Here is a 21,402-nt window from a genome sequence, read left to right as displayed (position 1 = left end):
CACCTAGCGTCGTCAGCAGACACGCTCGGCGACCGACCGGGAGACGACCAGCAGGAGGCGCGGTGGCGCTCAGCCCGCAGCTCACCGCGCTGCACGCCCGCATCACCCGCTACTCGCCCGGCGCCTCCCTGCCGCTGCCGCTCGACGCGGCCGGCGTGCGCCACCTCGTGCGCCGCCTGACCTGGGGCGAGACCCCAGGGCTGCTCGAGGAGGTCCGGCGCGACCCGCAGGCCTGGTTCGAGGAGCAGCTCGACCCGGCGCGCATCGACGACTCGGCCTGCGACGGCTACGCCGCCCGCTTCACCAAGGTGCGGCGGTCCATCACCGAGGTCCGCACGACCGGCAGCTTCGGCAACTGGGACACGATGTTCGAGCTGGGCATGGTCACCACCGCCCGCTACGCGTGGAGCCGGCGCCAGCTGCTCGAGGTGGTCTGCGACTTCTGGTCCAACCACCTCAACGCCACCTGCCCCAGCTCCGACGTGTGGGACAACCGCCACGACTACGACGCGACCGTCATCCGCCGCCACGCGCTCGGCTCCTTCGAGGAGATGCTCGTGGCCTCGGCCAAGCACCCGGCGATGCTGCGCTACCTCGACAACGCCTCCTCCACCAGGAGGGCGCCCAACGAGAACTACGCCCGCGAGGTCATGGAGCTGCACACCGTCGGGGTCGGCGCCGGGTACGGCGAGGAGGGCGTGCGCGCCGCCGCCCGCGTCTTCACGGGCCTCACCGTGGACGACAAGAGCGGCACCTACCGCTACGACCCGAACCGCCACGACACCTCGGCCGCCTCCCTGCTCGGCTGGTCGACCCCGGCCCACGCCGCCGCCGACGGCGAGGCGGTGGCCACCTCGCTGCTGCGCCACCTGGCGCGCCACCCCGCGACGGCGACGGCGCTCGCGCGCAAGCTGGCCGTGCGCTTCGTGGCCGACGACCCGCCGGCGTCGCTGGTCAGCCGCCTGGCCGACGTCTACACCCGTGGCGGCACGCAGGTCGTGCCGGTGCTGCGGGCGCTGTTCACCTCCGAGGAGTTCTGGGCCTCCGCGCAGGAGAAGACCCGCCGCCCCCTGGAGGGCTTCGTCGCCGCGGTGCGGCTGACCGGCTCCACCCCGGGCCCGGACGGCTGGGGCGGCATCGACGACCTGTACTGGCAGACCCGCGAGGTGGGCCACTGGCCGCTGGCGTGGGCCCCGCCCAACGGCTACCCCGACGTCGCCGCCGCCTGGCGCTCGGCGGGGGCCACGATGAGCCGCTGGAACGAGAGCACCAAGGTCGTGCACGGGTGGTGGCCCAACAAGCTCGTGCGCCGGCCTGACAGGAGCGTGCTGCCCGACCCGCTGCCGACCACGTTCGGCGCCCTGGTCGACGCCCTGGTGCAGCGCCTGCTCGGCCGCCCGGCCACCGCCACCGAGCGCTCCGCGCTGCTGGCCTTCACCGAGCACGGCGCCGGCGACGCCCTCAGGGCTGACGACCAGTGGGTCGGCTGGCGCCTCAACACCCTGGTCAGCACGGTCGTCAACTCACCGGGACACATGGAGCGCTGATGGACCCCGCCCTGCCCCGCCCCCGCACCGCGGCGCCGCCGTCTGCGTCGTCGGCGTCGTCCTCCACGTCCGTGCACGGCTGCGGCTGCCCGGACGGCCCCGGCGGCCGCGGCGCCGGGAGCTTCTCGCGCCGCTCGCTGCTCAAGGCCCTCGGCGTGGGCGCCATGACGCTGGTGGCCACCGAGCACGTGCACACGCAGGTGGCGTTCGCGGCTCCCGGCTACACCGGTGACGTGCTGGTCGTGCTCAGCCTGCGCGGCGGCATGGACGGGCTGTCCGCCGTCGTCCCCGGCGGCGACCCCGACTACTACCGGCTGCGGCCGACGATCGCCGTCCCGCAGTCGTCGCTGCTCGGGCTGGACGGCACCTTCGGGCTGCACCCGGCGCTCGCGCCGCTGCTGCCGCTGTGGAAGGCCGGGCGGCTCGGTGCGGTGCACGGCGTGGGACTGCCCGGCGCCAGCCGCAGCCACTTCGCCGCCATGGAGGACATGGAGAAGGCCGCGCCCGGCACGTCCCTGCGCACCGGCTGGCTCGACAGGACCCTGGGCACCAGGGCCGCCGCGGGCACCTTCCAGGCGGTGTCGCTGACCGGCTCGCAGACGCCGACCTCGCTGGCCGGCCCCTCCCCGGAGCTGACCCTCAAGCGGCTCGAGGGCTTCGCGCTGGCGGGCCCGTCCGAGGGCGTCGAGCGCGCCCGGTGGATGAAGGCCTACGCCGCGCTGCACGCCGAGGGACCGCCCACCGTCGCCGAGACAGGGAGGGCTGCGCTGGCCGCGGCCGCCACCATCTCGGGCACGCTCGCGGCCACCCCCGCGGGCGGCGGGTACCCCAAAACCGACCTGGGCAGGTCGCTGCGCGACCTCGCACGGATGGTCAAGGCGGGCGTGGGCGTGCAGGTGGCCGCCGTCGACTACGGCGACTGGGACATGCACTCCGGCCTCGGCGCCGCCGGCGGCGGGTGGATGAAGGACAAGCTCACCGAGCTGGCGACGGCGCTGGCCGCGTTCGACGCCGACCTGGGCCCGCTCATGTCGGGCGTGACGGTGCTGACCCTCAGCGAGTTCGGGCGCCGCGCCGACGAGAACGGCTCCGGCGGGCTCGACCACGGGCACGGCAACCTCATGCTCGCGCTCGGCGGCGGCGTGGTCGGCGGGAGGGTGCACGGCAAGTACCCGGGGCTGGGCGCCTCGGCGCTCGACGACGGCGCCGTGGCCAGCGTGACGGACTACCGCGACGTCATCGGCGAGGTGCTGCAGAAGCGCTGCGGCGCCGGCTCGCTGTCCGAGGTCTTCCCCGGGTTCTCCTCCGCCGGCGCGCTCGGCCTCGCCCGCTCCCGCTGATCCGCCCCATCCCCGCAGCCGAGCGCCCGGTTGCGGTACCCGAACCCTCCCGTCCCGCAGCCGAGCGCCCGGTTGCGGTACCCGGCCCCTCGTTTCCCGCAGCCGAGCGCCCGGCTGCGCTGCGGGCGGCGGTCAGGACGACGACGGCGCCGCGCCCGGCGTGACCGGGCCGCACGCGTCGATGCGGTACAGCGCCGCCACCGGCCCCTTCGCCGGGTCGGGGCCGTCCTCGTGGTCGACCTGCGTGAACCCCGGCGCGGTCGCCAGGTCGAGCAGGCCCGGGTACCTGCGGTCCCGGCCGGCCGCGGGGTCGTCACCGCCCCACAGGTAGTAGGTGCCCAGGTCCAGCGCGTACCCGAGGTGCATCCGCTGCACCGCCTGGCACACCGCCGGGTCGGTCGCGGCGTCGCGCAGGTGCTCGGCCACCAGGGCCCGGTCCACGTCGAACGTCGAGGTCATGTGCGGGAACGGCGTCGCCCGGTCGGCGAGGGCGTACACGAAGCCCGAGCCGTTCCACGGGTTGCCCGCGACCGCGACCCCCTCGGGCACGTGCGCGGCCACCCGGTCCAGCAGCGCCCGCTCCGGGGCGTCCAGGACGTCGGAGTACACCTCGTCGTCGCTGGCCACGGAGTTGGCGTGCAGCGAGCCGTACGTCACCGCGTAGCCCGGCCCGCGCGCCCCGGCCAGCACCACGAGCACCGCCAGCGCGGAGCTGGTCGTCACCAGGGCCGCCCACCGCTCGGAGGGCACCAGGCGCACCGCGGGCTCCGCCCGCCGCCGCGCCCGCCGCCCTGCGCCGCCAGCCGCAGCACCCCCGGCACCCGCGGCACCCGCGGCTCCCGCGGCACCCGGCACCTCGAGCCGCGCACGGCGTGGTGTGGATCGCGGCGGCGCCCCCAGCACGAGCAGCCGCGCGCGGCGCAGCCCCCGGCGGGCCGCCGCGGGCCCCAGCGAGAGCGCGGCGCTGGCCAGCACCACGCCGGTGATGACGGTGAGCGGGGCGATCCGGTAGGCGTCGTTGAACCAGAACCCGGTCAGCCGCTGCGACAGCGGGGAGTCGACGGCCCAGGCGAGCACGTACAGCGCCGAGGCCACCACGTGCGCCCCCGCCACCCACCGCAGCTGCCGGCGCCGGACCGCCAGCGCCAGGCCGAGCAGCACCAGCGCGGCCACCAGCCACAGCGGCGGCCGCGTGACCTCCCAGCGCACCGGCTCGGGGATGCTGAGGTGGCTGTACAGCACGGCCTGCTCGACCGCCTGCCGCAGCGAGGCCTTGGCCGCCCAGTCGGTGCCGCGGGCGCTGACCACGGAGGCCGAGGTGTCGACCAGGCGCCACGCGAGCGCCGCGACCGCCGCCGCGAGCACCGGCAGCGCCGCCGCGGCGACCCGCTGCCCCGAGCGCCACCACGCGCGCACCGTCGAGACCATCACCGCCAGGCCCAGCGGCAGCGCGAGCGCGACCAGGGCGAAGCCGCCGCTGGGCTGGGCCAGCGCCAGCCCGGGCAGCGTGCCGGCGGCGGCGAGCAGCGCCCCCAGTCGGCGGCGCACGCCGCGGGAGCGGTCAGCGGCCAGCACCAGCAGCGCCAGCGGCGCGGGCAGCAGGCTCGTGGTGAGCAGGGTCGGGTACAGCACCCCCCACTCCAGGGGCGCGACGGGCAGGGCCGTGAAGGCCGCCGTCAGCGCGCCCGCGGCGGCCAGCGCCACGGGGCGCCGGCCGAGCACCGCGCGGACCAGGGCGACCACGCCCAGCGGCCAGGCCACCAGCGCGACGGCCAGCGCGGTGGCGTTGGTGGAGACGTCCACGCCGGCGCCGGTGGTCGTGGCCGCCAGCGCGACGACGTCGTGCCACGCGGCGGGGTAGAAGGCGGTGGCGGCTGCGGGATCGGTCAGCCGCCCCAGGTGCAGGGAGGAGCCGTCGCCGGTGTCCAGCACCCACCTCACGGCGTTGAGGTGGAAGACCGCGTCGTAGCTCTGCGAGACCGCGGTGGGGTCCCACAGCGCCGAGGTCAGGCGCCGCCCCGACAGCAGCGCCCCTCCGGCCAGCCCTCCGGCGGCGCTCAGCGCCACGGCGAGGTCGCGCTCGCCCAGCCCCAGCGGCCCGTGGCCGCGCGGGCGGGCGCCCAGGGTGCCGGCCAGCAGCCCCACCGGCAGGGCGACGACGACGGCGAGCGCCGTGGCCAGCGCCAGCGGCAGCAGTCCCCAGCGCAGCCCGGCGAGGGAGGCGCCGACGGCGGCCAGGGCCACCACCCCGGTGGACAGGGCGGGCGCCACCCCGGTCCAGACCAGCCCGCGCAGGCCCGCGGCGCGGCCCACCAGCAGCCCGGGCACCACGAGGACGGCGGCGGCGACGGCGGCGGGCGCGACAGCGTCCGACCAGCCCACCACACGGCGACCGTAGCCACCCCTGCGCCCGGGTGGGCGCGAACGCGCAGGTCCGCGGGCCTCCGGTCAGCCGCAGGCCAGCGCCACCTGGCGAGCCAGCCACTGCGGGGTGCCCGCCACCGGGGTGGTGGCGTTGAAGCCCTGCCCCAGGGAGACCGTGGTGCCGTTGCCGTCGACCGCCTGCAGGTCGAGGCGGCTGAGGGCGCCGTCCTCGACCACCGGGCAGCGCGGGTCGACCCGCAGGTCGAGCACCACCGTCTCCCCCGGGCCCAGGTCGCGCGGCAGCGGGGGCTCCGACGTGGGCTCCAGGCCGGCGGTGCTGTCCAGCTCCAGCCGCACCGGGGCGGCGCCGGCAGGAGCCGTGATGCTCACCCGCAGCGACCCGTCGTCCTTCCACAGCCACCCGGTCTCCAGCCGGGAGGGGGAGGGCGCGCCGCAGGCCCACCCGAGCTGCTGGTCGATCGAGGTGGCGATGGACTCCACCACGGGGAGCTGCACGTCCACCGGCGATCCGCCGCCGGGCGTGCGCACCGAGGCGAACACCACCGTGGGCACCGCCACCGGCGCCGCCGCCGCAGCTCCGACGGCGCTGCCGGTGCCCGGGTCGAGGTCGACGGCCCCGGCACCGCGCCAGGAGGCCGCCTGCATCCGGGCGTCACCGCGCACGGCCTCGCAGTCGACCCGCACCGCGACGGGGGCGGCGGCCACCGACCCCGGACCGACCTGCACCTCCTGCGGCTCCGGAGGGGCGACGGCTCCCTGGTGCGGGGTCGACAGCCCCTGCAGCCGCACGTCGACGGCGGACTCGGTGTGGTTGACCAGCGCCACGTGCACCTGCGCGGCCAGCGCACCGCCGCGCCGGTCGGGCGCGGCCACGAAGGCGTACCCGACGGTGAGGGCCCGCTGCAGCGCCACCCGCTGGTCGCGGGCGTCGCGGTGGCTGCTGCCGGCAGCCGCTCCCCCGACCGCGGCGGCCAGCACGAGGACGACGACGGCTGCGGGCCCCCGCGCCCACCCCGGCACCGCCTCCGGCCAGCGCGTCCACCGCGAGCCGCCGGACCCGCTGCCGCCCGGCCCGCTGCCAGACGCTCCGCCACGGGGCCCGTCCGCGGTGGGCTCCCCGTCGAGGTCGGCGTCGAGAGCGGGGTCGGCGTCGAGGTCGAGCGCGTCGGCGTCGTCGCCGCGCTGTCCGGAGGACATGCCGCACTCTAGGCCGGGTGCAGCGGGCGGTGCGCCGCCGGCCGTCCCCGCTCCGCCCCGGGCTCAGCCGGGCGCGCAGGGCGTGCCGGGGACCAGCACCCGGTACGCCGCCGCGCTCCCCGCGCTGGCGACCGGCTCGAGCAGGCCCGCGGCGCCCAGGCCGGTGAAGCCCGGCGCCAGCTCCATGGAGGCGTAGACCGGGCGCCCTCCCGTGTAGACGTAGCAGACGCGCAGGTCGCGCAGGGCCTGCTGGACGCGGGCGTCGGTGTCCACGTCGTCGAGCCGGGCCAGCAGCAGCTGCGCGTCCGGCGTGAGCCGGCCCGGGGCGTAGTGGCGGAAGAGCACCGGCACGTCGTGCAGGGAGTACAGCCAGGCGGAGCCGTCGACGGGGTCGTTGGCCACGGCGGCCCCCGCCGGCAGCGGCTGCTCGCGCAGCGCCTGCGCGAGCAGGTCCATCACGGCGCGCTGGTCCGCGCCGGTGACCCGCGGGGCGTAGCCGGCCGCCAGGCGAGGGGCGGCGACGTCGAGGGTGCTGGCGAGCGCCGCCGCGGCCGTCGCCAGCGCCACGGCCGCCGCCGCCACGCGGGCGTGCCGGGGAGCGGCGCGGGTGTCGAGCAGGTGCGCGGCGCGGGCCGCGCCGACGCCGACGGCCACCGCGCCGACGACCGCCACCACGGCCATGAGCCGGAAGGGGGCGTTGTAGAAGAACAGCGTCACCGAGCGCAGCGCGTCGGCGGCTGCGCCGCCGGCGGGGCCGACCACCTGCGCCAGCACGGGGCCCACCGGGACGACGGTGCCGACGGCGGCGGCCACGGCCAGGCCCCAGACGACGGCCAGCCACACCGTCGCGCGGTCGGTGGCCAGGAGCGCCACGGCCACGAGCACCGCGCCGGTGAACGCCCACTGACCGCCCTGGGCCGGCAGGTCGAAGCCGTACCCGTCGCTGAGGCGGCGCACCCCGCCGAGCACCGACACGAGCGCCTGGCCGAGGCCGGTCCACGTGGCGGGACGGGTGGCGTAGTCGTAGGAGGCCAGGCTGCCCAGCGCGGGCGACCACCGCGCCAGCGCCAGCACGAGGGGCGGCAGCAGCAGCGTGCCGACGGCGGCAGCCGCCAGGGCGCCCCACCCCCGCGCGCCGCCCCCCGAGCCGCCCCCCGAGCCGCCCGGGAGCACGGTCAGCGCCAGGCGGGAGAGCGCCCACCCCAGCACCAGCACGCCCGCCAGCACCACGCCGGCGGGCTGCAGCCCCGCCACCCCCACCACCCCCAGCAGCACCGCCGCCGCGGCCGGGACGGGCCGCCCCGGCACCAGGCGGCCCTCCGCGGCGCGGACCGCGAGCGCCGCGACGAGCACGGCGGTCGCCACGGCGGCGCCGTAGCTCCACACCCCGCGCCACCACTGGTCCCAGGGGGCCGCGACGGGCAGGACGACGACGACGGCGGCCGCTGCGGCGGCCGTCCCGCGCCGCGCCGGCGCCAGCGCTGCGGCGAGCGCGCCGGCCGCCACCGGCAGCAGCGCCCCGGCCACGAGGGCCGACAGCACGTCGAGCACCGCGCCCGAGCCCGCCCCGGTGAGCCGCACGACCAGCGCCGCGGCGGCGTGGAGGGCGTCGGGGTAGTAGGTCGCCACGTCGCGCCAGCCCGCGCTGGCCAGCGCGCTGGGCGCGGAGACGGGGTCGCTGTCGCCGGTGTCGGCGATGAGGGTGGTGAGGTTGGCGTGGTAGGCGGCGTCCCACGTCTGCGCCACCGCACCGAGCCGGTGCCCCGCCCGCCACGCCACGGCCACCACCAGGGCCGCTGCCACGGCGACGCCCAGCACCGGCGCCACCAGCGATCCCCGCGCAGTGCCAGGCCGCGCGTCAGCGTCAGGTCCCCGAGGCCGGATCCGGCCTCCAGGACCTGGCACTGCGCCTGGACCTGACAGTGCGCCTGGACCTGACTCTGCGCCGGGGGCCGGTGCCCGGCGCGGGAGGAGCCGCAGCGCCAGCGCGGCCAGCAGCGCGACGGCGAGCACACCGGCCGCCGTCGTCGTCGTCCACCGCAGGCCCGCCCGCGGCACCGCCACGGCCCCCAGCGCCACCAGCCCCCAGGTCAGGGCGGGAGCGGCGGCCAGCGCCCAGCGCCGGCGCAGGCCGAGCGCGCGCCCGAGCAGCGCACCGGGGACCCACAGGAGCGCGGCGGCGGCCAGCAGCACCACCGGGGCGCCCCACGCACCGGTCAGGGCAGCAGCCCCGCCCGCGCCTTGGCCTGAAGCGCCACCAGGGCCGCGCCGTCCACGGCGGCGGCGAAGGCCGGGTCGGCCTGGGCCCGGGCCACCAGCGCTTCGAGCATGGTCGGCGCCAGCTCGGGGTCGACGGTGAGCACCAGCGTGCCGCCGGCCTCGACGAAGCGCGTGGCGCGGTCGGCCGGGGAGACCGCGGAGACCGCCTTCGCGCGCCCGAGGTCGTCGGAGATGACCACGCCGTCCACGCCGAGCTGCCCGCGCAGCAGGTCGCGGACGACCGCCGGGGAGAAGGCGGCCGGCGCGGCGGGGTCGATCTGCTCGTAGACCGCCGAGGACGTCATGACGAAGGGGCGCTGCGGCAGCGCGGCCAGCTCTCCGAACAGCGCGACGCCCGGGTCGGAGGCGGAGGTCGCGGTGTCGCGGACGTCGGCGGCGCTGTCGGTGTTGCCGGTGACCCGGCCGAGCCCTGGGAAGTGCTTGACGGTGGCCACGACGCCCGCCTCGCCGAGCCCGGTGACCGCCGCGGCGGCGTCCGGCGCGACCTCCTCGGCGGTGGCGCCGTACTCGCGGCCGTACCTGCCGATCGGCGCGTTGGACGGCGCGGTGCCGTCGGGGACGACGTCGGCGACCGGCGCCAGGTCCAGCGTGACCCCCGCGGTGCGCAGCGACTCGCCGACGCCGCGCGCGGCGGCCTGCACGGCGGAGGGGTCGCCCCGCCCCTGCTGGCGGGCGCTGGGGAGGTCCTCGAAACCGGGGCCGGAGAAGGTCTGGACCGCGCCGCCCTCCTGGTCGGCCGCCACCCACGGCACGGGGCGGCCCGCCGCGCGGGCGCGCTCGGCCCACGGCACGGTCACGGCGCCGACGTCCTCGGCGGCGGCCTGCGAGCGCCCGGCGATGAACAGGCCGCCGTAGGGGGCCTGCTCCAGCAGGGCGTCCCCGCGGGCGAGGTCGTCGGCGGGCACGCCCACCACGAGCAGCTGGGCGGCTCGCGCCCGCAGGTCCAGGCCCGCCAGCGCCCGCTCCGCGGCGGCCAGGTCGGGGTCGACAGGCGACGGCGACGGCGACGGGCTCCCCTCCCCCGCCGTGGTCCCTCCGGAGGGCGCCGGGTCCTGGGTGCCCCCGGCACCGGCCCGGGCGCCGCCCTGCTCCGCCGTCCCGGCGCCCGTGCAGCCGACCAGGACGAGCAGCACGGCCAGGGGGAGCGCGAGGGGGATCAGCAGCGCTCGCGCGGCTCGGGTGAGGGGGGCGTGCTGCGCTCGTGCCATCGGCCTCGACGCTACCCGCCGCCGCGCGCCCGCCACGCCGAGGAGATCAGCGGCGGGTGTGTGAGACGTCGATCACGGGGTAGCGGTGCGGTGGCACGCAGAAGCGCGTGCCGTCCGACGATCGCGAGGAGCGGCCATGATCACCGACGCTGAGGTGGAGCGGATCCCCGGAGCTGCCGTCTACGGGTCCGACGGGGAGAAGATCGGCAAGGCGGGGGCCGTCTACCGCGACGACCAGACCGGCCGCCCCGAGTGGGTCACCGTGCAGACCGGGCTCTTCGGCACGTCCGAGTCGTTCGTGCCGCTGGCGCAGGCCCAGTTCGACGGTGACGACCTGCGCGTGCCGTACGACAAGTCCAAGGTCAAGGACGCCCCGCGCGTCGACGACGAGGGCCACCTGGACATCTCCGAGGAGGACCGCCTCTTCGAGTACTACGGCGTGGGCACCACCGGGCAGTCCGGCTCCGCGGAGCACCACGACGCTGGTGCGCGCGACCTGCGCCACGACGACCGCCGCGACGGCCACGGCCTGGGCGCAGCGGCAGCCGGGGCGGGCGCGGGCGGGGTGGCCGGCGCCGCAGCCGCCCACCGCGGCGACGACCGCTACGACGACCGGCGTGACGGCTACCGCGACGACGACCGCCGCGACGGCTACCGCGACGACCGGCCTGCTGGCTACGCCGACGACCGCCGCGACGACCGGTACGACCGCCGGGACGACCGACGCGACGACGACCGCGGCGTCATGGACAAGATCAAGGACAAGCTGGACGGCGACGACCGGCGTGACGACCGGCGTGATGAGCGCCGTGACGGCTTCCGCGACGACGTCCGCGACGGCTACCGGAGCGACGACCGCCGCGACGACGACCGCGGCCGGGGCACGGGTGCCGCGGCCGCCGGCGGCGCTGGTCTGGGCGGTCTCGCCGCGGCGGCAGCCGCCCACCGCGACGACCGGCGCGACGACCGCGGCGGCTACGACCGCGACGACCGGGGCGGCTACGACCGCGACGGCCGGGACGGCCGCGTCTCGCGCGTCACGGGCACCGACACCAGCACGGCCCGCGACGACCGCTTCGCCGACGGCGAGGACATCGGCCGCCGTGGTGACCGCTCCGACTCCGGCCTGGGCTCCGCGCCGCTGGCCGCCGGCGCCGGCGCGGCGGGCGGGTACGCCGCGGGCTCGGCGGGCGGCCAGCGCAAGCCCCGCCTGAGCCAGTGGGTGCTGGTCAAGAAGGAGGACGTCATCGAGGTGCCGGCCGACGAGGCCGAGCGCCTCGCCCGCCAGCAGGACGGCGGCAGCCTCCGCTGACGCCACCGCCGGTCCTCGGGTGACCGGCTGACAGCGTCCCCCGCCCGGGCCGCCGCCCCCTCTGCGGCGGCCCGGGCGGCGCGGCGCCAGGCGTGCAGGACCCCGCCGGAGGGCCCCAGGGGCAGCTAGGGCGGGGTCCTCGCGCGCGGGAGCTCGCCTGGTGGTGGTCGCCGTCCTCGGCGCGTCAGCCGCGGCGCAGCCGCCTCCACACGACGCTCCACAGGGCCAGCGCCAGCACGCCGTCGCAGACGAGGCTGGCCGCCACAGCACCCGTCAGCCCGAAGGCGGGGATGAGCCACAGGTTCAGCAGGCCGTTGCCCACCGCCACACCCAGCTGCCACGCGCTGCGCACGCGCTGGTGGCCCGCGCCGGTGAGGGCGTCCGCGGCCAGGTAGTGGGCCACCTTCAGCAGCGGCAGGAGCGCCAGCGCCCGCAGCGCTCCGACGGCAGGCTCGTACTGCGGGCCCAGCACTACCGGCACCAGGCCCGCGCCGGCCAGCAGCGACACCGACGCCAGTGCGCACCAGCCGACCGTGGTCGGCGCGATGCTGCGCGCCAGCCCCACCGCGGAGCGCAGCCCGGCCGCCCCTCCGGCCGCCCCGGCGGCGAAGAAGCGGGGGTAGGCGGCCGCCAGCACGGCCCGCAGCGGCACCAGCGCGACGTCGACCAGCCGGTAGGCCGCGGTGTACGCGCCGTTGGCGGCCACCGACCCGAGCCGGGCGAGCATGAGCTTGTCGAGGTCGTTGTAGAGGGCCTGCGCGCCCAGGCCCACCGAGAAGTGGAGCCCGTCGCGCCACTGCGCCAGCACGGAGCGCACCTCGCCGGCCAGCGCTGCGCGGCCGCCCGCCCCGGCCCCCACCTCCCGACGGACCAGGACGACGGCCACTCCCGCGCCCACCAGCGAGGTGAGCAGGTACGCCGACGCCCAGCCGCCCGTGGTGAGCCCGGCGGGCGTGAGCACCAGCGCCACCGCGGCGGCGAACCTCAGCCCGTGGAAGAGCACCTGCCCGTGCGCAGCGGCCAGCGCCCGCCCGCGCGCCACCTGCACGCCGGCGGCCAGCTCGAGCAGGGCGGAGCCCACCAGGTCCGCCACGAGCAGCGAGACGACCACCCCCAGCGGCAGGGACGGCACCACGGCGGCGCACACCAGCGCCGCCAGCGACGTCGCCAGCAGCCCGCCCCCGGCGGTGACCACGACCGAGCCGGCGAAGGCGCCGGGCAGGCGCGCAGGCGCGCGGACGGCGGAGCGCACCAGCAGGTGCACCGCGCCGAGCGAGGCGAAGGGGAGCACGAGCGCGGCGGCGGCCATGACGGCGCTGACGGCGCCGAAGCCGGCGGCGCCCAGCTCGCGCGCCACGAGCAGGAAGGTCAGCCCGGCGAGCACCGCCCGGCCGCCGTGGCCCAGCAGCATGCTGGCGCTGCTGCGCCGCAGCCCCGAGGTGCTGCCGTCCACCACCGCGCCGCCGGCGGGCGCGTCGACGTCAGCTCCGGCCACGCCCGTGCACGCTACGGCGCGCGGCGCTCCCCCGAGCCCGGTTCGCGCGGATCGAGGCCCGCAGCCGGCACCGGACCGGGCACCGGCGCCAGCACCGCCCGCCAGCCCGCCACCAGCGCCTCGCGGCCGTAGGCCCGCGCCCGCGCGGCGTCGGCCGCCGCGAACGCGGCGTCCGGCGGTGGCGCGGCGAGCACCTCGCGCAGCGCGGCGGCCACCGCGGCGGGCTCGGCCGCCGTCGTCGTCCCCGGCACCAGGGAGGGCACCAGGTGGCGGGCCTGCTCGGTGGCCACGGCCACCACCGGCCGGTGCGCCGCGGCGGCCTCCAGCAGCGCGTACCCGAAGGTCTCCGAGCGGGAGGTGTGCAGCACGGCGTCGCAGGCGTCGAGCAGCTCGGGGACCCGGTCGGTGTGTCCGTGCCAGGTGGTGCGCCCGTCCACGCCGAGCTGCGCGGCCAGCCGGCGCAGCGCCGGCAGCCGCGACCCGCCGCCGGCCACGTCGAGGTGGGTACCGGGCAGCAGCGCCAGCGCCCGCAGCGCCAGCTCGGGGTTCTTCAGCGGCTCCAGGCCCCCGATGCACAGCAGCCGCCCCCCGGTGCGCCGCGGCGCCGGCTCCCGCCGGCCGCTGACCGCCACTCGTCCCTCGCGCACCGGGTTGGGGACGACGACGACGCGCTCGGCCGGCCCCGGTCCCAGCCCCGGCTGCTCGGCGAGGGCCGCTGCCACGGCCGCGCTGACGGCCACCACGCGGTGGGCGCGGCGGGCGTACAGGGGCAGCACCAGGCGGGCGACGACGTCGAAGGAGCGCAGCGCAGCACGCCGCTCCCTGGTGAGGGAGTGCTCCCACGCGACCACCGCGCGGTCGCGGCGGCGGCGGAAGGGCAGCACCCGCAGACCCACCCAGATCCCGACGAGCACCAGCGGCGGCCCGGGCTGGCGCACGAGCCGGCGGGCCGCGGCGAAGGAGGCCGCGAGGTCGACCAGCCGTCCTGCGCGCCCGGCGCGCGGGCTGGCGACGAGGGCGTGCAGCACGACGTCGAGGCCGTCGGCCCGCAGCGCGGCGACGGTGTCGGCGGCGGCGCGCTCCATGCCGCGCAGCGGGGTGGCCTGGGAGAGCACGAAGACCGCGGCGGGTGGCCGGGTCGGGGGCACCTCCCGCTCGCGGCGGACCGTGTTCACGACGAAGGGGCGTGGACGGGCCGGGTGCCCGCGGCGGCCTCCACGGCGGCGGCCGCGCGGCGCGCCACCGCGCGCAGCGAGTGGTGCTCGCGGGTCCACGCCACCAGCCGGGCCCGCTCGGCGGCGCTCGGCGCCGGCCGCTCGAGGGCCTCGCGCAGGGCGGCGGCCACGGCCTCGACGTCCCAGGGGACGGCCCACCCGAGGCGGTGCTCGCCCACCAGCCGCGCGAAGGGCCCCGCGCCGGCGTAGACGACCGGCGCACCGCACGCGGTGGCGGCCAGCGGCTTGACCAGGAAGGCGAAGGCGTAGGCGGTGTCGGGCCGCTGGCTGGCCAGCCCGGCCCGCGCCGCGGCGGTGGCGCGGGCGATCACCGAGGGCGCCACGAGCCCGGGGAAGGTGATGAGCCCCGGCGCCAGCCGCTGGGCGCGCTCGGCCAGCTCAGCGGCCTGCACGCCGCCGCCGTAGAAGACGGCGCGGGCGCCGGGGTGCTCGGGCAGCACGCGGGCCAGGGCGTCGACCAGCACGCCGGCGCCCTGCACCTCCGACATCGTGCCCGCGTAGACGAACGCCGGCGGCTCGCCGGCGCCCGCGTCGTCGGGGTCCGAGGGATCTGGCGGGCGCAGCTGGTCGGTGTCCACACCGGTGCCGACCACCGCCACCCGCCCGGCGGGCACCCCCAGCGCGCGCACGCGCTCGGCGTAGCCCTCGTCCACCGTCATCACCCGGGCGGCGCCGCGCAGCACCCACGCCTCCAGGGCGGTGAGCAGCCGCAGCGCCGGCCTCGGCAGCCCCGCCTCCGCGGCGGCCAGGCTGAGCAGGTCGGCCGCGTAGTAGGCGTAGGGCACCCGCCGCAGGCCGCACACCAGCCGCACCACCAGGCCCGTGGTGGGCGGGGGCTCGACGACGACGACGTCGGGGCGCCCGGCGCGAGGTCCCAGGACCCGCGCCGCCAGCCGCAGCCCGGCCGGCAGGTCGAAGCTGGCGTACTGCACGTAGCCGCGCACGTTGCCGCTGGCGTCGCGCAGCACGGGCCAGCGGCGCACGCGCGGTGCGCCCCGCTCGTCGGGTGTCCGGGAGACTGGCTCCTCCTCCACGCCCGCGGGCGGGCGGGAGGTGAGGACCTCCACGGCGTGGCCGGCGCCGGCCAGGGCGCGGGCGAGCGCCGCCTGCCGCCAGGCGGCCGCGGCGGGCTCGGGGGCGTAGGCCCTGGTGACCACGACCGTGCGCACGCAGGGCACGGTACGCACCCGCCGGTCGGGGCATGCCCGGCACGGACGGTCACGCACCGGCGACCCTCCGCGGGTCCGCCGCCGCCACGCGGGCCGCCACTTGCCGAGGTGCGTCGTCCTCGACTATCAAGTGCTCAACCGTCCAGACGAGAGGGCTCCCATGCGCCGCGCTCTTCGCGCAGTCGTGACGCTCGCCGCCGCGGGGGTCCTGGGCGTCACCAGCGCTGGCGCTGCCCAGGCCTCGGCGTACGGAGCGTCCCCCATCGCGCCGTTCAGCTACACCGACGCCACCTCCGGGCTGACCCGCTCGGTGCCCTACGGCTGCGTCCTGATCCACAAGATCTCCGGCACCGGCACCAGCATCACCGCCCAGACCGCCACGGTCGACTGCGCCGGGGTGGCCGCCATGCGCAACGGGCTGTTCTGCGACGTCAGGGTCGACTTCACCTACACCGACCTCACGGGGCGCTCCGAGACCCACCACAAGGCCTCGCTGCCCGGGTGCCGCACCCTGGGCATCCGCCTCACCAACACCGACATGCCGGACGAGGTCGACGCGGGCCGCGCCTGCGCGACGCTCTACGTCGCCCGCGAGCGGCGAGCGTCGTCCTGCCACGTCATCAGCGGCTGAGGCCCGCGAAGACGTCGGTCCTCAAGGGTTGACCCCGTGCCCCGTCCGGCCGATGGACGGGGCATGAGCACCACCCCCGCCTCCTGCGCCCGGTCGGCCACCCTGTCGGCCCTCAGCGACCTGCTCGGCACCGACGCCGATCAGCTGGTCGTCCGGCTCCGGGCCGGTGAGGACCTCCTGGCGCTGCTCAGCGAGGGGGGTGTGGAGCTCGAGGCGCTGACCGCGGAGCTCGAGCAGCGCCTCGCGCCGGCCCTGGGGGCCTGACCCCGGCGGGCGGGCCACCCGCCGCGCCAGGGCGCGCTGCGCTCGGCGGCGAGCGCGGCCCGCTCCGCGTGTTCTCCCCCGATCGTCACGCGCCGCTACCTACGGTGAGGGCTCGCCCCTCCCGGAGGTCTCGATGCGCCGCCCCCTGCCCGCTCTGGCCGCTGCGGCCACCGCTGGGCTGCTCGTGGCCGGCGCGTCCGCCCTGCCCGCCTCCGCCGTGCCCGCCACCGGCGACGACGTGCCCGCCAGCGCCGTCGTCGACACCGACGAGCCGACGGCGCTGCTGACCGGCACGCTGCGCGTGCTCGCCGACGTGGACCACACCGAGGCCGGGACGCTGGCCGCCGCGCGCGCCGCGGCGGCCGCCGAGCTGGCCGGCCACGACGACCACGACGACCACGACGACCACGACGACCACGACGACGAGCCGGGGGCGATGGCCTCCTACCTGCAGGTCGGCGGCGTGTGGGTGCCGCTGCAGCACGGCGCCGTCGAGGCCGTGAGGCCCGGCAGCGCGGTGACCGTCCGCGTGCAGGTGCCCGAGCCGGTCGTCCGCGCCGTGAAGGGCGGGAAGCCGGTCGACACCGTCCCCGACTCCAGCTCGCGCGCCACCACCACCATCACCGAGCCGGCCCTGGAGGCGGCCGCTGACAGCTCCGCGCCTTCCGGCTCCCCGCTGGCCCGGGCGAGCGCCGTGGCGGCAGCGGCGGTCGCCGAGCCGGTGGCCGCGCAGGTGGTCAGCGCCACGGCCCCCGCGGCGACCACGGTGACGTCGTCGCAGTCGGTGACGGTGGTGGCCATCTCGATGCTGGGCGGGTCGGACGGCTCCTACAGCGACGCCACCGTCGACTCCCTGCTCTCCAGCGCCAGCGACTACTGGGGCGAGCAGACCGGCGGGGCCGTCGGCTTCCGCCGCGAGGGCCCGGTCACCCGCTACTCGAGCGCGCTGAGCTGCTCGGACCCCAACGCGCTGTGGGGCGAGGCCGCCCAGCGCGCGGGGTTCTCCCAGGGCGCCGGCCGGCACCTGCTGCTCCTGCTGCCGCCGCAGGCGTACGCCGCGGGCTGCTCCTACGGCCTGGGCTCGGTCGGCTCCTCCCCCGGCGCCGGCGGGGTCACGTACGTCAGCGACGCCAGCTGGCCGGCGATCGCCCACGAGCTCGGCCACAACATGTCGCTGCTGCACGCCGACCGCCTGCAGTGCGGGTCGGCGGTGGACGAGGCCGTCGGCAGGAGCGCCAGCTACCGCTCGTGCACCGTGCAGGACTACGGCGACCGCACCGACGTCATGTCCAGCGCCGCGGCCCGCGCCGACGGCACCCCGGTGCAGGCCACCGGCAGCGCCTCGGCGCTCGCGCTGGCCCGCCTGGGCCTGCTCCCTGCCGGCGGCCGCGCCACGGTCACCACCTCCGGCACCAGCACCTGGACCATCCATCCGCTGTCGGGGCTCAGCGGCCTGCGCTCGGTGCTCGTCACCGACCCGCGCAGCGGCGACACCTACGACCTGGAGGTGCGCGCGGCCACCGGGCGCGACACCTTCGGCTGGGGCGGCTCCAGCCGCGTCACCTACGGCCTGCGGGTGCTCAAGGCCGGCGCCGACGGCGGCAGCCTGCTGCTCGACCCCACGCCCACCACCGGCACCGACACCAACGTCGTCGTGGCGCCCGGCACCACCTTCACCAGCGCCGCGGGCGGGGTCTCCGTGCGCACCACCGCGAACGCCGACGGGTCCGTCACCGCGCAGGTGTCCGTGGCCGCCGCCGGCCAGGAGCACTGGACGGCCTCCACCACCGCCGCGGGTCCCCGCCTGCAGGGCGACGACCGCTACGGGACCGCCGCCGCCGTCTCCGGCGCCCTGGTCAAGACCCCGTCCAGCGGCCAGCGCGTCTTCGTGGCCTCCGGCTCCGCCTTCCCCGACGCGCTCGCCGCGGGCGCCGCGGCCGGGCGCGCCGGGGCGCCGACCCCCGTCGTCCTCGTCCCCGCCAGCGGCGCCCTGCCCGGCGCGGTGACCAGCGAGCTGCGCCGCCTGTCCCCGGCCCGCATCACCGTGGTCGGCGGGGCCAGGGCCGTCGAGGACGGCGTCGTCGACCAGCTGCGGGCCTACGCGGGCGCGGTCGACCGCGTCCAGGGGGACGACAGGTACGGCACGTCGGCGGCGGTGGCCACCGCCGTGGCCGCCGAGACCGGCACCGGCGGGCCGGTGTTCCTGGCCACCGGCCTCGACTTCCCCGACGCCCTGTCGGGGGCGGCCGCGGCGTCGCAGCTGGGCGGCACCCTGCTGCTCACCGAGCCCACCAACCTCTCGGGACCGGCGCTCACCGCGCTGGACCGGCTGCGCCCGACCCGCGTGTACGTCCTGGGCGGCCAGGTGTCGTCGACCGTGGTGGGCCAGGTGGCCGCCGCGGTCCCGGGAGCCTCGGTGCAGCGGCTGTTCGGCAAGGACCGCTACGAGACGGCCGCGCAGGTGGCTGGCACCGCCTTCCCGCAGGGCGCGGGCGGCGTCGTGCTCGCCACCGGCGCCGACTTCCCCGACGCCCTCACCGGCGGCCCGCTGGCCGCCTCGCTGGGGGCGCCGCTGCTGCTCGTGCAGCCCGGCTGCGCCCCCGGGACGGTCGTCGACCGCGTGCGGGCCCTGGGGGCGACGACGACGACGGTGCTGGGCGGCCCCCGGTCCGTCTCCGACGCCGCCGCAGCGCTCACCCGCTGCTGACCTGCCGCCCTGGGGCCTGCCGCCCGCTGGCGGCCTGAGGAAACCGACCGCCCGGTAGGGTCGGGGCGTGGTCAGGCCCGTCACCCCGTGAGCGTCGACCTCTCGGTCCTGACCCCCCTCGACTGGGCGGTGCTCGCCGTCGGCGGGCTGGTCATCGGCTTCTCCAAGACCGCGTTCTCGGGCCTGGGCACCCTCGTCGCGGTGATCTTCGCGCTGGTGCTGCCGACCAGGGCCTCCACCGGCGCGATCGTCCCGCTGCTCATCGTCGGTGACGTCATCGCCGTCTCGTTGTACCGCCGCCACGCCGACTGGAAGCTGCTGGTGCGGCTGCTGCCGTACCTCCTGGGCGGCCTGCTGCTCGGCGTCGTCTTCCTCGACACCGTCGACGACGTCGCCCTGCGCCGCTTCCTCGGGGTGCTCCTGCTGGTGCTCGCCGCGATGCAGCTGCGCTCGCTGCTGCGGCCGCCCGTGCCGCAGGACGAGACGGCCGGCCCGGCCGGCCCCGACTCCTGGGGCCCGGTGCGGCGGCGGGTCACCGCGGCGCTGGCCGGCGGCGGCGCCGGGTTCGCGACCATGGTCGCCAACGCCGCCGGGCCGATCTCCTCGATGTACCTGCTGGTGATGCGGGTCAGCAAGATGGCCTTCGTCGGCACCGCGGCCTGGCTCTACGCCATCGTCAACGTCGCCAAGGTGCCCTTCAGCGTGCAGCTGGGGCTCATCGACAGGGAGTCCCTGGTGCTCGACCTGCTCCTCGTGCCGGCGCTGCTGCTGGGGGCCGTCGTCGGCGTGAAGGTGCTGCGCCGGGTGCCGCAGCAGCTGTTCACCAACCTCACGCTGGCGCTGACGGCCGTCTCCGCCGTCGCCCTGCTGCTCCTGTGAGCGCCGCCCCGGCGCAGCCACGGGCCCGGCGCGCTCACGGGCTCGCCACGCGCACGGTCCACGGCGCTCAGCAGGGGGCGGCGGCCCGCCCCTCGGGCAGGAGGATCGCCGCGCCGGCGCGCCACACCGCGTGCGGCTGCTCCGAGGGGCTCCACTCCGCGTAGAGCAGCTCGGCGCCGTCGGCGTCCAGCGCCCACAGGTAGCCCGCCCCGCGGTCCTCCACGGTGAGCACGAGCTCGGTGCTGCCCACGCTCCAGCGGGCCTGCAGGTCACCGTCGGCGTCGACGCCCACGCGGGGCTCGGGGGCGCCGTCGCGCTGGATCGAGGCGACGGCGCGGTACAGGTGCTCGGCTCCGGTGGGCGCGGGCGCCGCGGCGTGCTGCCCGGGCACCGCGACCAGGGCGAGGAGCTGCCGCTGCACGCCCGCCAGCGCTTCGCTGCGGTGGGTCACACCGCAGGTGTCGGCACGGGGCGCCCCGGGGTTGAGCCCTGCAGGTCCAGGCCACCGGCGCCACCGCGCGGGCCCGCCGTCCCGCCGGCCCGCCGTCCCGACCACCGGCGGGTGCGGGCGTGTCGCAGCGCCGCGCCGCGAACCGGCTGGTCCGGTCGGGCGGAAGTCCCGCGCGGCCCGTGCCGGCGGCCCTAGCGTCGTGGTCGTCATCGACCCGCTCGACGAGGAGCCCCCCGTGTCCCGGTCCGCCACCACCGCCACCACCACCCGCAACCCCCTGGCCGTCGCCGTGCAGGTGATCTCGGTGCTGGGCAGCCTCGTCCGGCTGGCGGTGCGCACCCGCTGAGGGGCCGTCCGGCCCCGCCGCCTCAGGAGGACGGCGACGCCGCCAGCAGCGGCGCGGCCGCCCGGGCGGCGGCGTGGGCGCGGAACACCTCGGTCACGGCGTCGGGCTCCAGGGCGGGGGCGAACAGCCAGCCCTGCAGGTGGCCGATGCCCGCGCGCAGGCACGCGGCCCGCTGCCGGGGGGTCTCCACGCCCTCGGCGGTCACCTCGGCACCGGCCGCCTGGGCCAGGGCCGTCACGGCAGCGAGCAGCCGCTCGGGGTCGGGGGCGGTCCGAGCAGTCGGCGTGCCGGCACCGGGCAGCAGCGCGCGGTCGAGCTTGACCAGGCCGGCGGGCAGCCGGGCGAGCAGGCCCAGACCGGCGTAGCCGCTGCCGAAGTCGTCCACGGCCAGGGTGACCCCGGCGTCGACCAGCGCCTGGAGCCTGTCGAGCACGGCAGCGTCCAGGCGCAGGCGCTCGTGCTCGAGGACCTCCAGGACGAGCCGGTCGGGCCCGGCGCCCGAGCACGCGCAGGCCCGCGCCACGACGTCGAGCAGGTCCTCGCGCTCGGTGCTGGTGCGGCCCAGGTTCACGCCCACGCGGTGCACGCGGACGCCCGCGGCGTCCCAGCGCCGCACCTGGTGCAGCGCCTCGTGCAGCACCCGCTCGTCCAGGGCGCCGCCGAGCCCGTGGGCCTCGGCGACCCCGACGAAGCTGTCGGGCGGGACCAGCGACCCGTCGGGGCGGCGCCAGCGCACCAGCGCCTCCACTGCCAGCGGCTCGGCGTCCAGCGCGGCCACCACGGGCTGGTAGCGCACCAGCAGCTCCCCGGCCGCCCGGCCGCCCGCCAGCAGCTCGCGCAGGTCGGCGAGCCCCCAGGCCCCGGCGTGGTGCTCGGACGGGAGCGCAGCGGCGGGCTCGGGCACGGCGGTGTCCTCCCTCGCGGGCTGCGTGGAGCGCCCCCCTGTCGGAACGGCT

The 21,402-nt window shown here is 78.2% G+C and carries 16 protein-coding genes; 7 read left to right on the top strand and 9 right to left on the bottom strand.

The genetic code is table 11. The features are described from left to right. Positions 1 to 62 precede the first annotated feature (62 nt). Both ACUN9U_RS01150 and ACUN9U_RS01145 read left to right on the top strand, forming a co-directional pair. Entirely contained in the window at positions 63 to 1,547 is a 1,485-nt protein-coding gene (locus ACUN9U_RS01150) for a DUF1800 domain-containing protein (protein WP_445483081.1), read from the top strand. Continuing rightward, on the top strand, positions 1,547 to 2,887 hold the full coding sequence (locus tag ACUN9U_RS01145; protein ID WP_445483080.1) for a DUF1501 domain-containing protein: 1,341 nt from the start codon (positions 1,547 to 1,549) through the stop codon (positions 2,885 to 2,887). The genes ACUN9U_RS01150 and ACUN9U_RS01145 overlap by 1 nt, the downstream gene beginning before the upstream one ends. Before the next feature lie 132 nt (positions 2,888 to 3,019). Here the strand turns inward: ACUN9U_RS01145 and ACUN9U_RS01140 are convergent, their stop codons facing one another. From ACUN9U_RS01140 to ACUN9U_RS01125, 4 genes are all read right to left on the bottom strand, one after another. Then, a complete protein-coding gene (locus ACUN9U_RS01140) occupies positions 3,020 to 5,272 on the bottom strand; it encodes a DUF6541 family protein (protein WP_445483079.1) in 2,253 nt (750 codons plus the stop codon). 63 nt (positions 5,273 to 5,335) lie between these two features. Further along, positions 5,336 to 6,469 carry a hypothetical protein gene (locus ACUN9U_RS01135; RefSeq protein WP_445483078.1) on the bottom strand — a complete coding sequence of 378 codons (1,134 nt, stop codon included), beginning with the start codon at positions 6,467 to 6,469 and terminating at the stop codon, positions 5,336 to 5,338. A 63-nt stretch (positions 6,470 to 6,532) separates the two neighbouring features. After that, positions 6,533 to 8,665, bottom strand: a complete 2,133-nt coding sequence (locus ACUN9U_RS01130) for a DUF6541 family protein (RefSeq protein ID WP_445483077.1) — start codon at positions 8,663 to 8,665, stop codon at positions 6,533 to 6,535. A gap of 20 nt (positions 8,666 to 8,685) precedes the next feature. Further along, a complete protein-coding gene (locus ACUN9U_RS01125; RefSeq protein ID WP_445483076.1) occupies positions 8,686 to 9,957 on the bottom strand; it encodes a glycoside hydrolase family 3 N-terminal domain-containing protein in 1,272 nt (423 codons plus the stop codon). A gap of 136 nt (positions 9,958 to 10,093) precedes the next feature. On the opposite strand from ACUN9U_RS01125, the gene ACUN9U_RS01120 reads away from it, so the two are divergent. Beyond that, on the top strand, positions 10,094 to 11,269 hold the full coding sequence (locus ACUN9U_RS01120) for a PRC-barrel domain-containing protein (protein ID WP_445483075.1): 1,176 nt from the start codon (positions 10,094 to 10,096) through the stop codon (positions 11,267 to 11,269). Positions 11,270 to 11,453: 184 nt separating this feature from the next. Here ACUN9U_RS01120 and ACUN9U_RS01115 read toward each other — a convergent pair whose 3' ends face one another. The 3 genes from ACUN9U_RS01115 to ACUN9U_RS01105 are packed head-to-tail and all read right to left on the bottom strand — an operon-like array spanning position 11,454 to position 15,168. Continuing rightward, the gene (locus ACUN9U_RS01115; protein ID WP_445483074.1) at positions 11,454 to 12,764 is read right to left on the bottom strand and encodes a lipopolysaccharide biosynthesis protein; all 1,311 of its coding nucleotides are present in this window, start codon (positions 12,762 to 12,764) and stop codon (positions 11,454 to 11,456) included. 11 nt (positions 12,765 to 12,775) lie between these two features. Beyond that, positions 12,776 to 13,939, bottom strand: a complete 1,164-nt coding sequence (locus ACUN9U_RS01110) for a glycosyltransferase (protein ID WP_445483073.1) — start codon at positions 13,937 to 13,939, stop codon at positions 12,776 to 12,778. Then, complete coding sequence (locus tag ACUN9U_RS01105) at positions 13,936 to 15,168, bottom strand: glycosyltransferase (protein WP_445483072.1); 1,233 nt, start codon at positions 15,166 to 15,168, stop codon at positions 13,936 to 13,938. Before ACUN9U_RS01105 ends, ACUN9U_RS01110 begins: the two co-directional genes overlap by 4 nt. Positions 15,169 to 15,352: 184 nt before the next feature. On the opposite strand from ACUN9U_RS01105, the gene ACUN9U_RS01100 reads away from it, so the two are divergent. The 4 genes from ACUN9U_RS01100 to ACUN9U_RS01085 all read left to right on the top strand — a co-directional run bounded on the left by ACUN9U_RS01100 (position 15,353) and on the right by ACUN9U_RS01085 (position 19,649). Next, entirely contained in the window at positions 15,353 to 15,799 is a 447-nt protein-coding gene (locus ACUN9U_RS01100; protein WP_445483071.1) for a hypothetical protein, read from the top strand. 63 nt (positions 15,800 to 15,862) lie between these two features. Further along, positions 15,863 to 16,063, top strand: a complete 201-nt coding sequence (locus ACUN9U_RS01095) for a hypothetical protein (protein WP_445483070.1) — start codon at positions 15,863 to 15,865, stop codon at positions 16,061 to 16,063. Between the two features lie 133 nt (positions 16,064 to 16,196). Beyond that, the gene (locus ACUN9U_RS01090) at positions 16,197 to 18,770 is read left to right on the top strand and encodes a cell wall-binding repeat-containing protein (RefSeq protein ID WP_445483069.1); all 2,574 of its coding nucleotides are present in this window, start codon (positions 16,197 to 16,199) and stop codon (positions 18,768 to 18,770) included. An 87-nt stretch (positions 18,771 to 18,857) separates the two neighbouring features. Then, a complete protein-coding gene (locus tag ACUN9U_RS01085; RefSeq protein ID WP_445483068.1) occupies positions 18,858 to 19,649 on the top strand; it encodes a TSUP family transporter in 792 nt (263 codons plus the stop codon). Positions 19,650 to 19,716: 67 nt separating this feature from the next. Here the strand turns inward: ACUN9U_RS01085 and ACUN9U_RS01080 are convergent, their stop codons facing one another. Together ACUN9U_RS01080 and ACUN9U_RS01075 are read right to left on the bottom strand one after the other, a co-directional pair. Continuing rightward, on the bottom strand, positions 19,717 to 20,100 hold the full coding sequence (locus ACUN9U_RS01080) for a hypothetical protein (protein WP_445483067.1): 384 nt from the start codon (positions 20,098 to 20,100) through the stop codon (positions 19,717 to 19,719). A gap of 368 nt (positions 20,101 to 20,468) precedes the next feature. Beyond that, positions 20,469 to 21,350: an EAL domain-containing protein gene (locus ACUN9U_RS01075; RefSeq protein ID WP_445483066.1), complete on the bottom strand. Its 882-nt coding sequence runs from the start codon at positions 21,348 to 21,350 to the stop codon at positions 20,469 to 20,471. Between the last annotated feature and the right edge of the window lie 52 nt (positions 21,351 to 21,402).

The sequence above is a fragment of the Quadrisphaera sp. KR29 genome (assembly GCF_052644995.1).
This window is presented reverse-complemented; position numbering and strand designations above follow the sequence as displayed.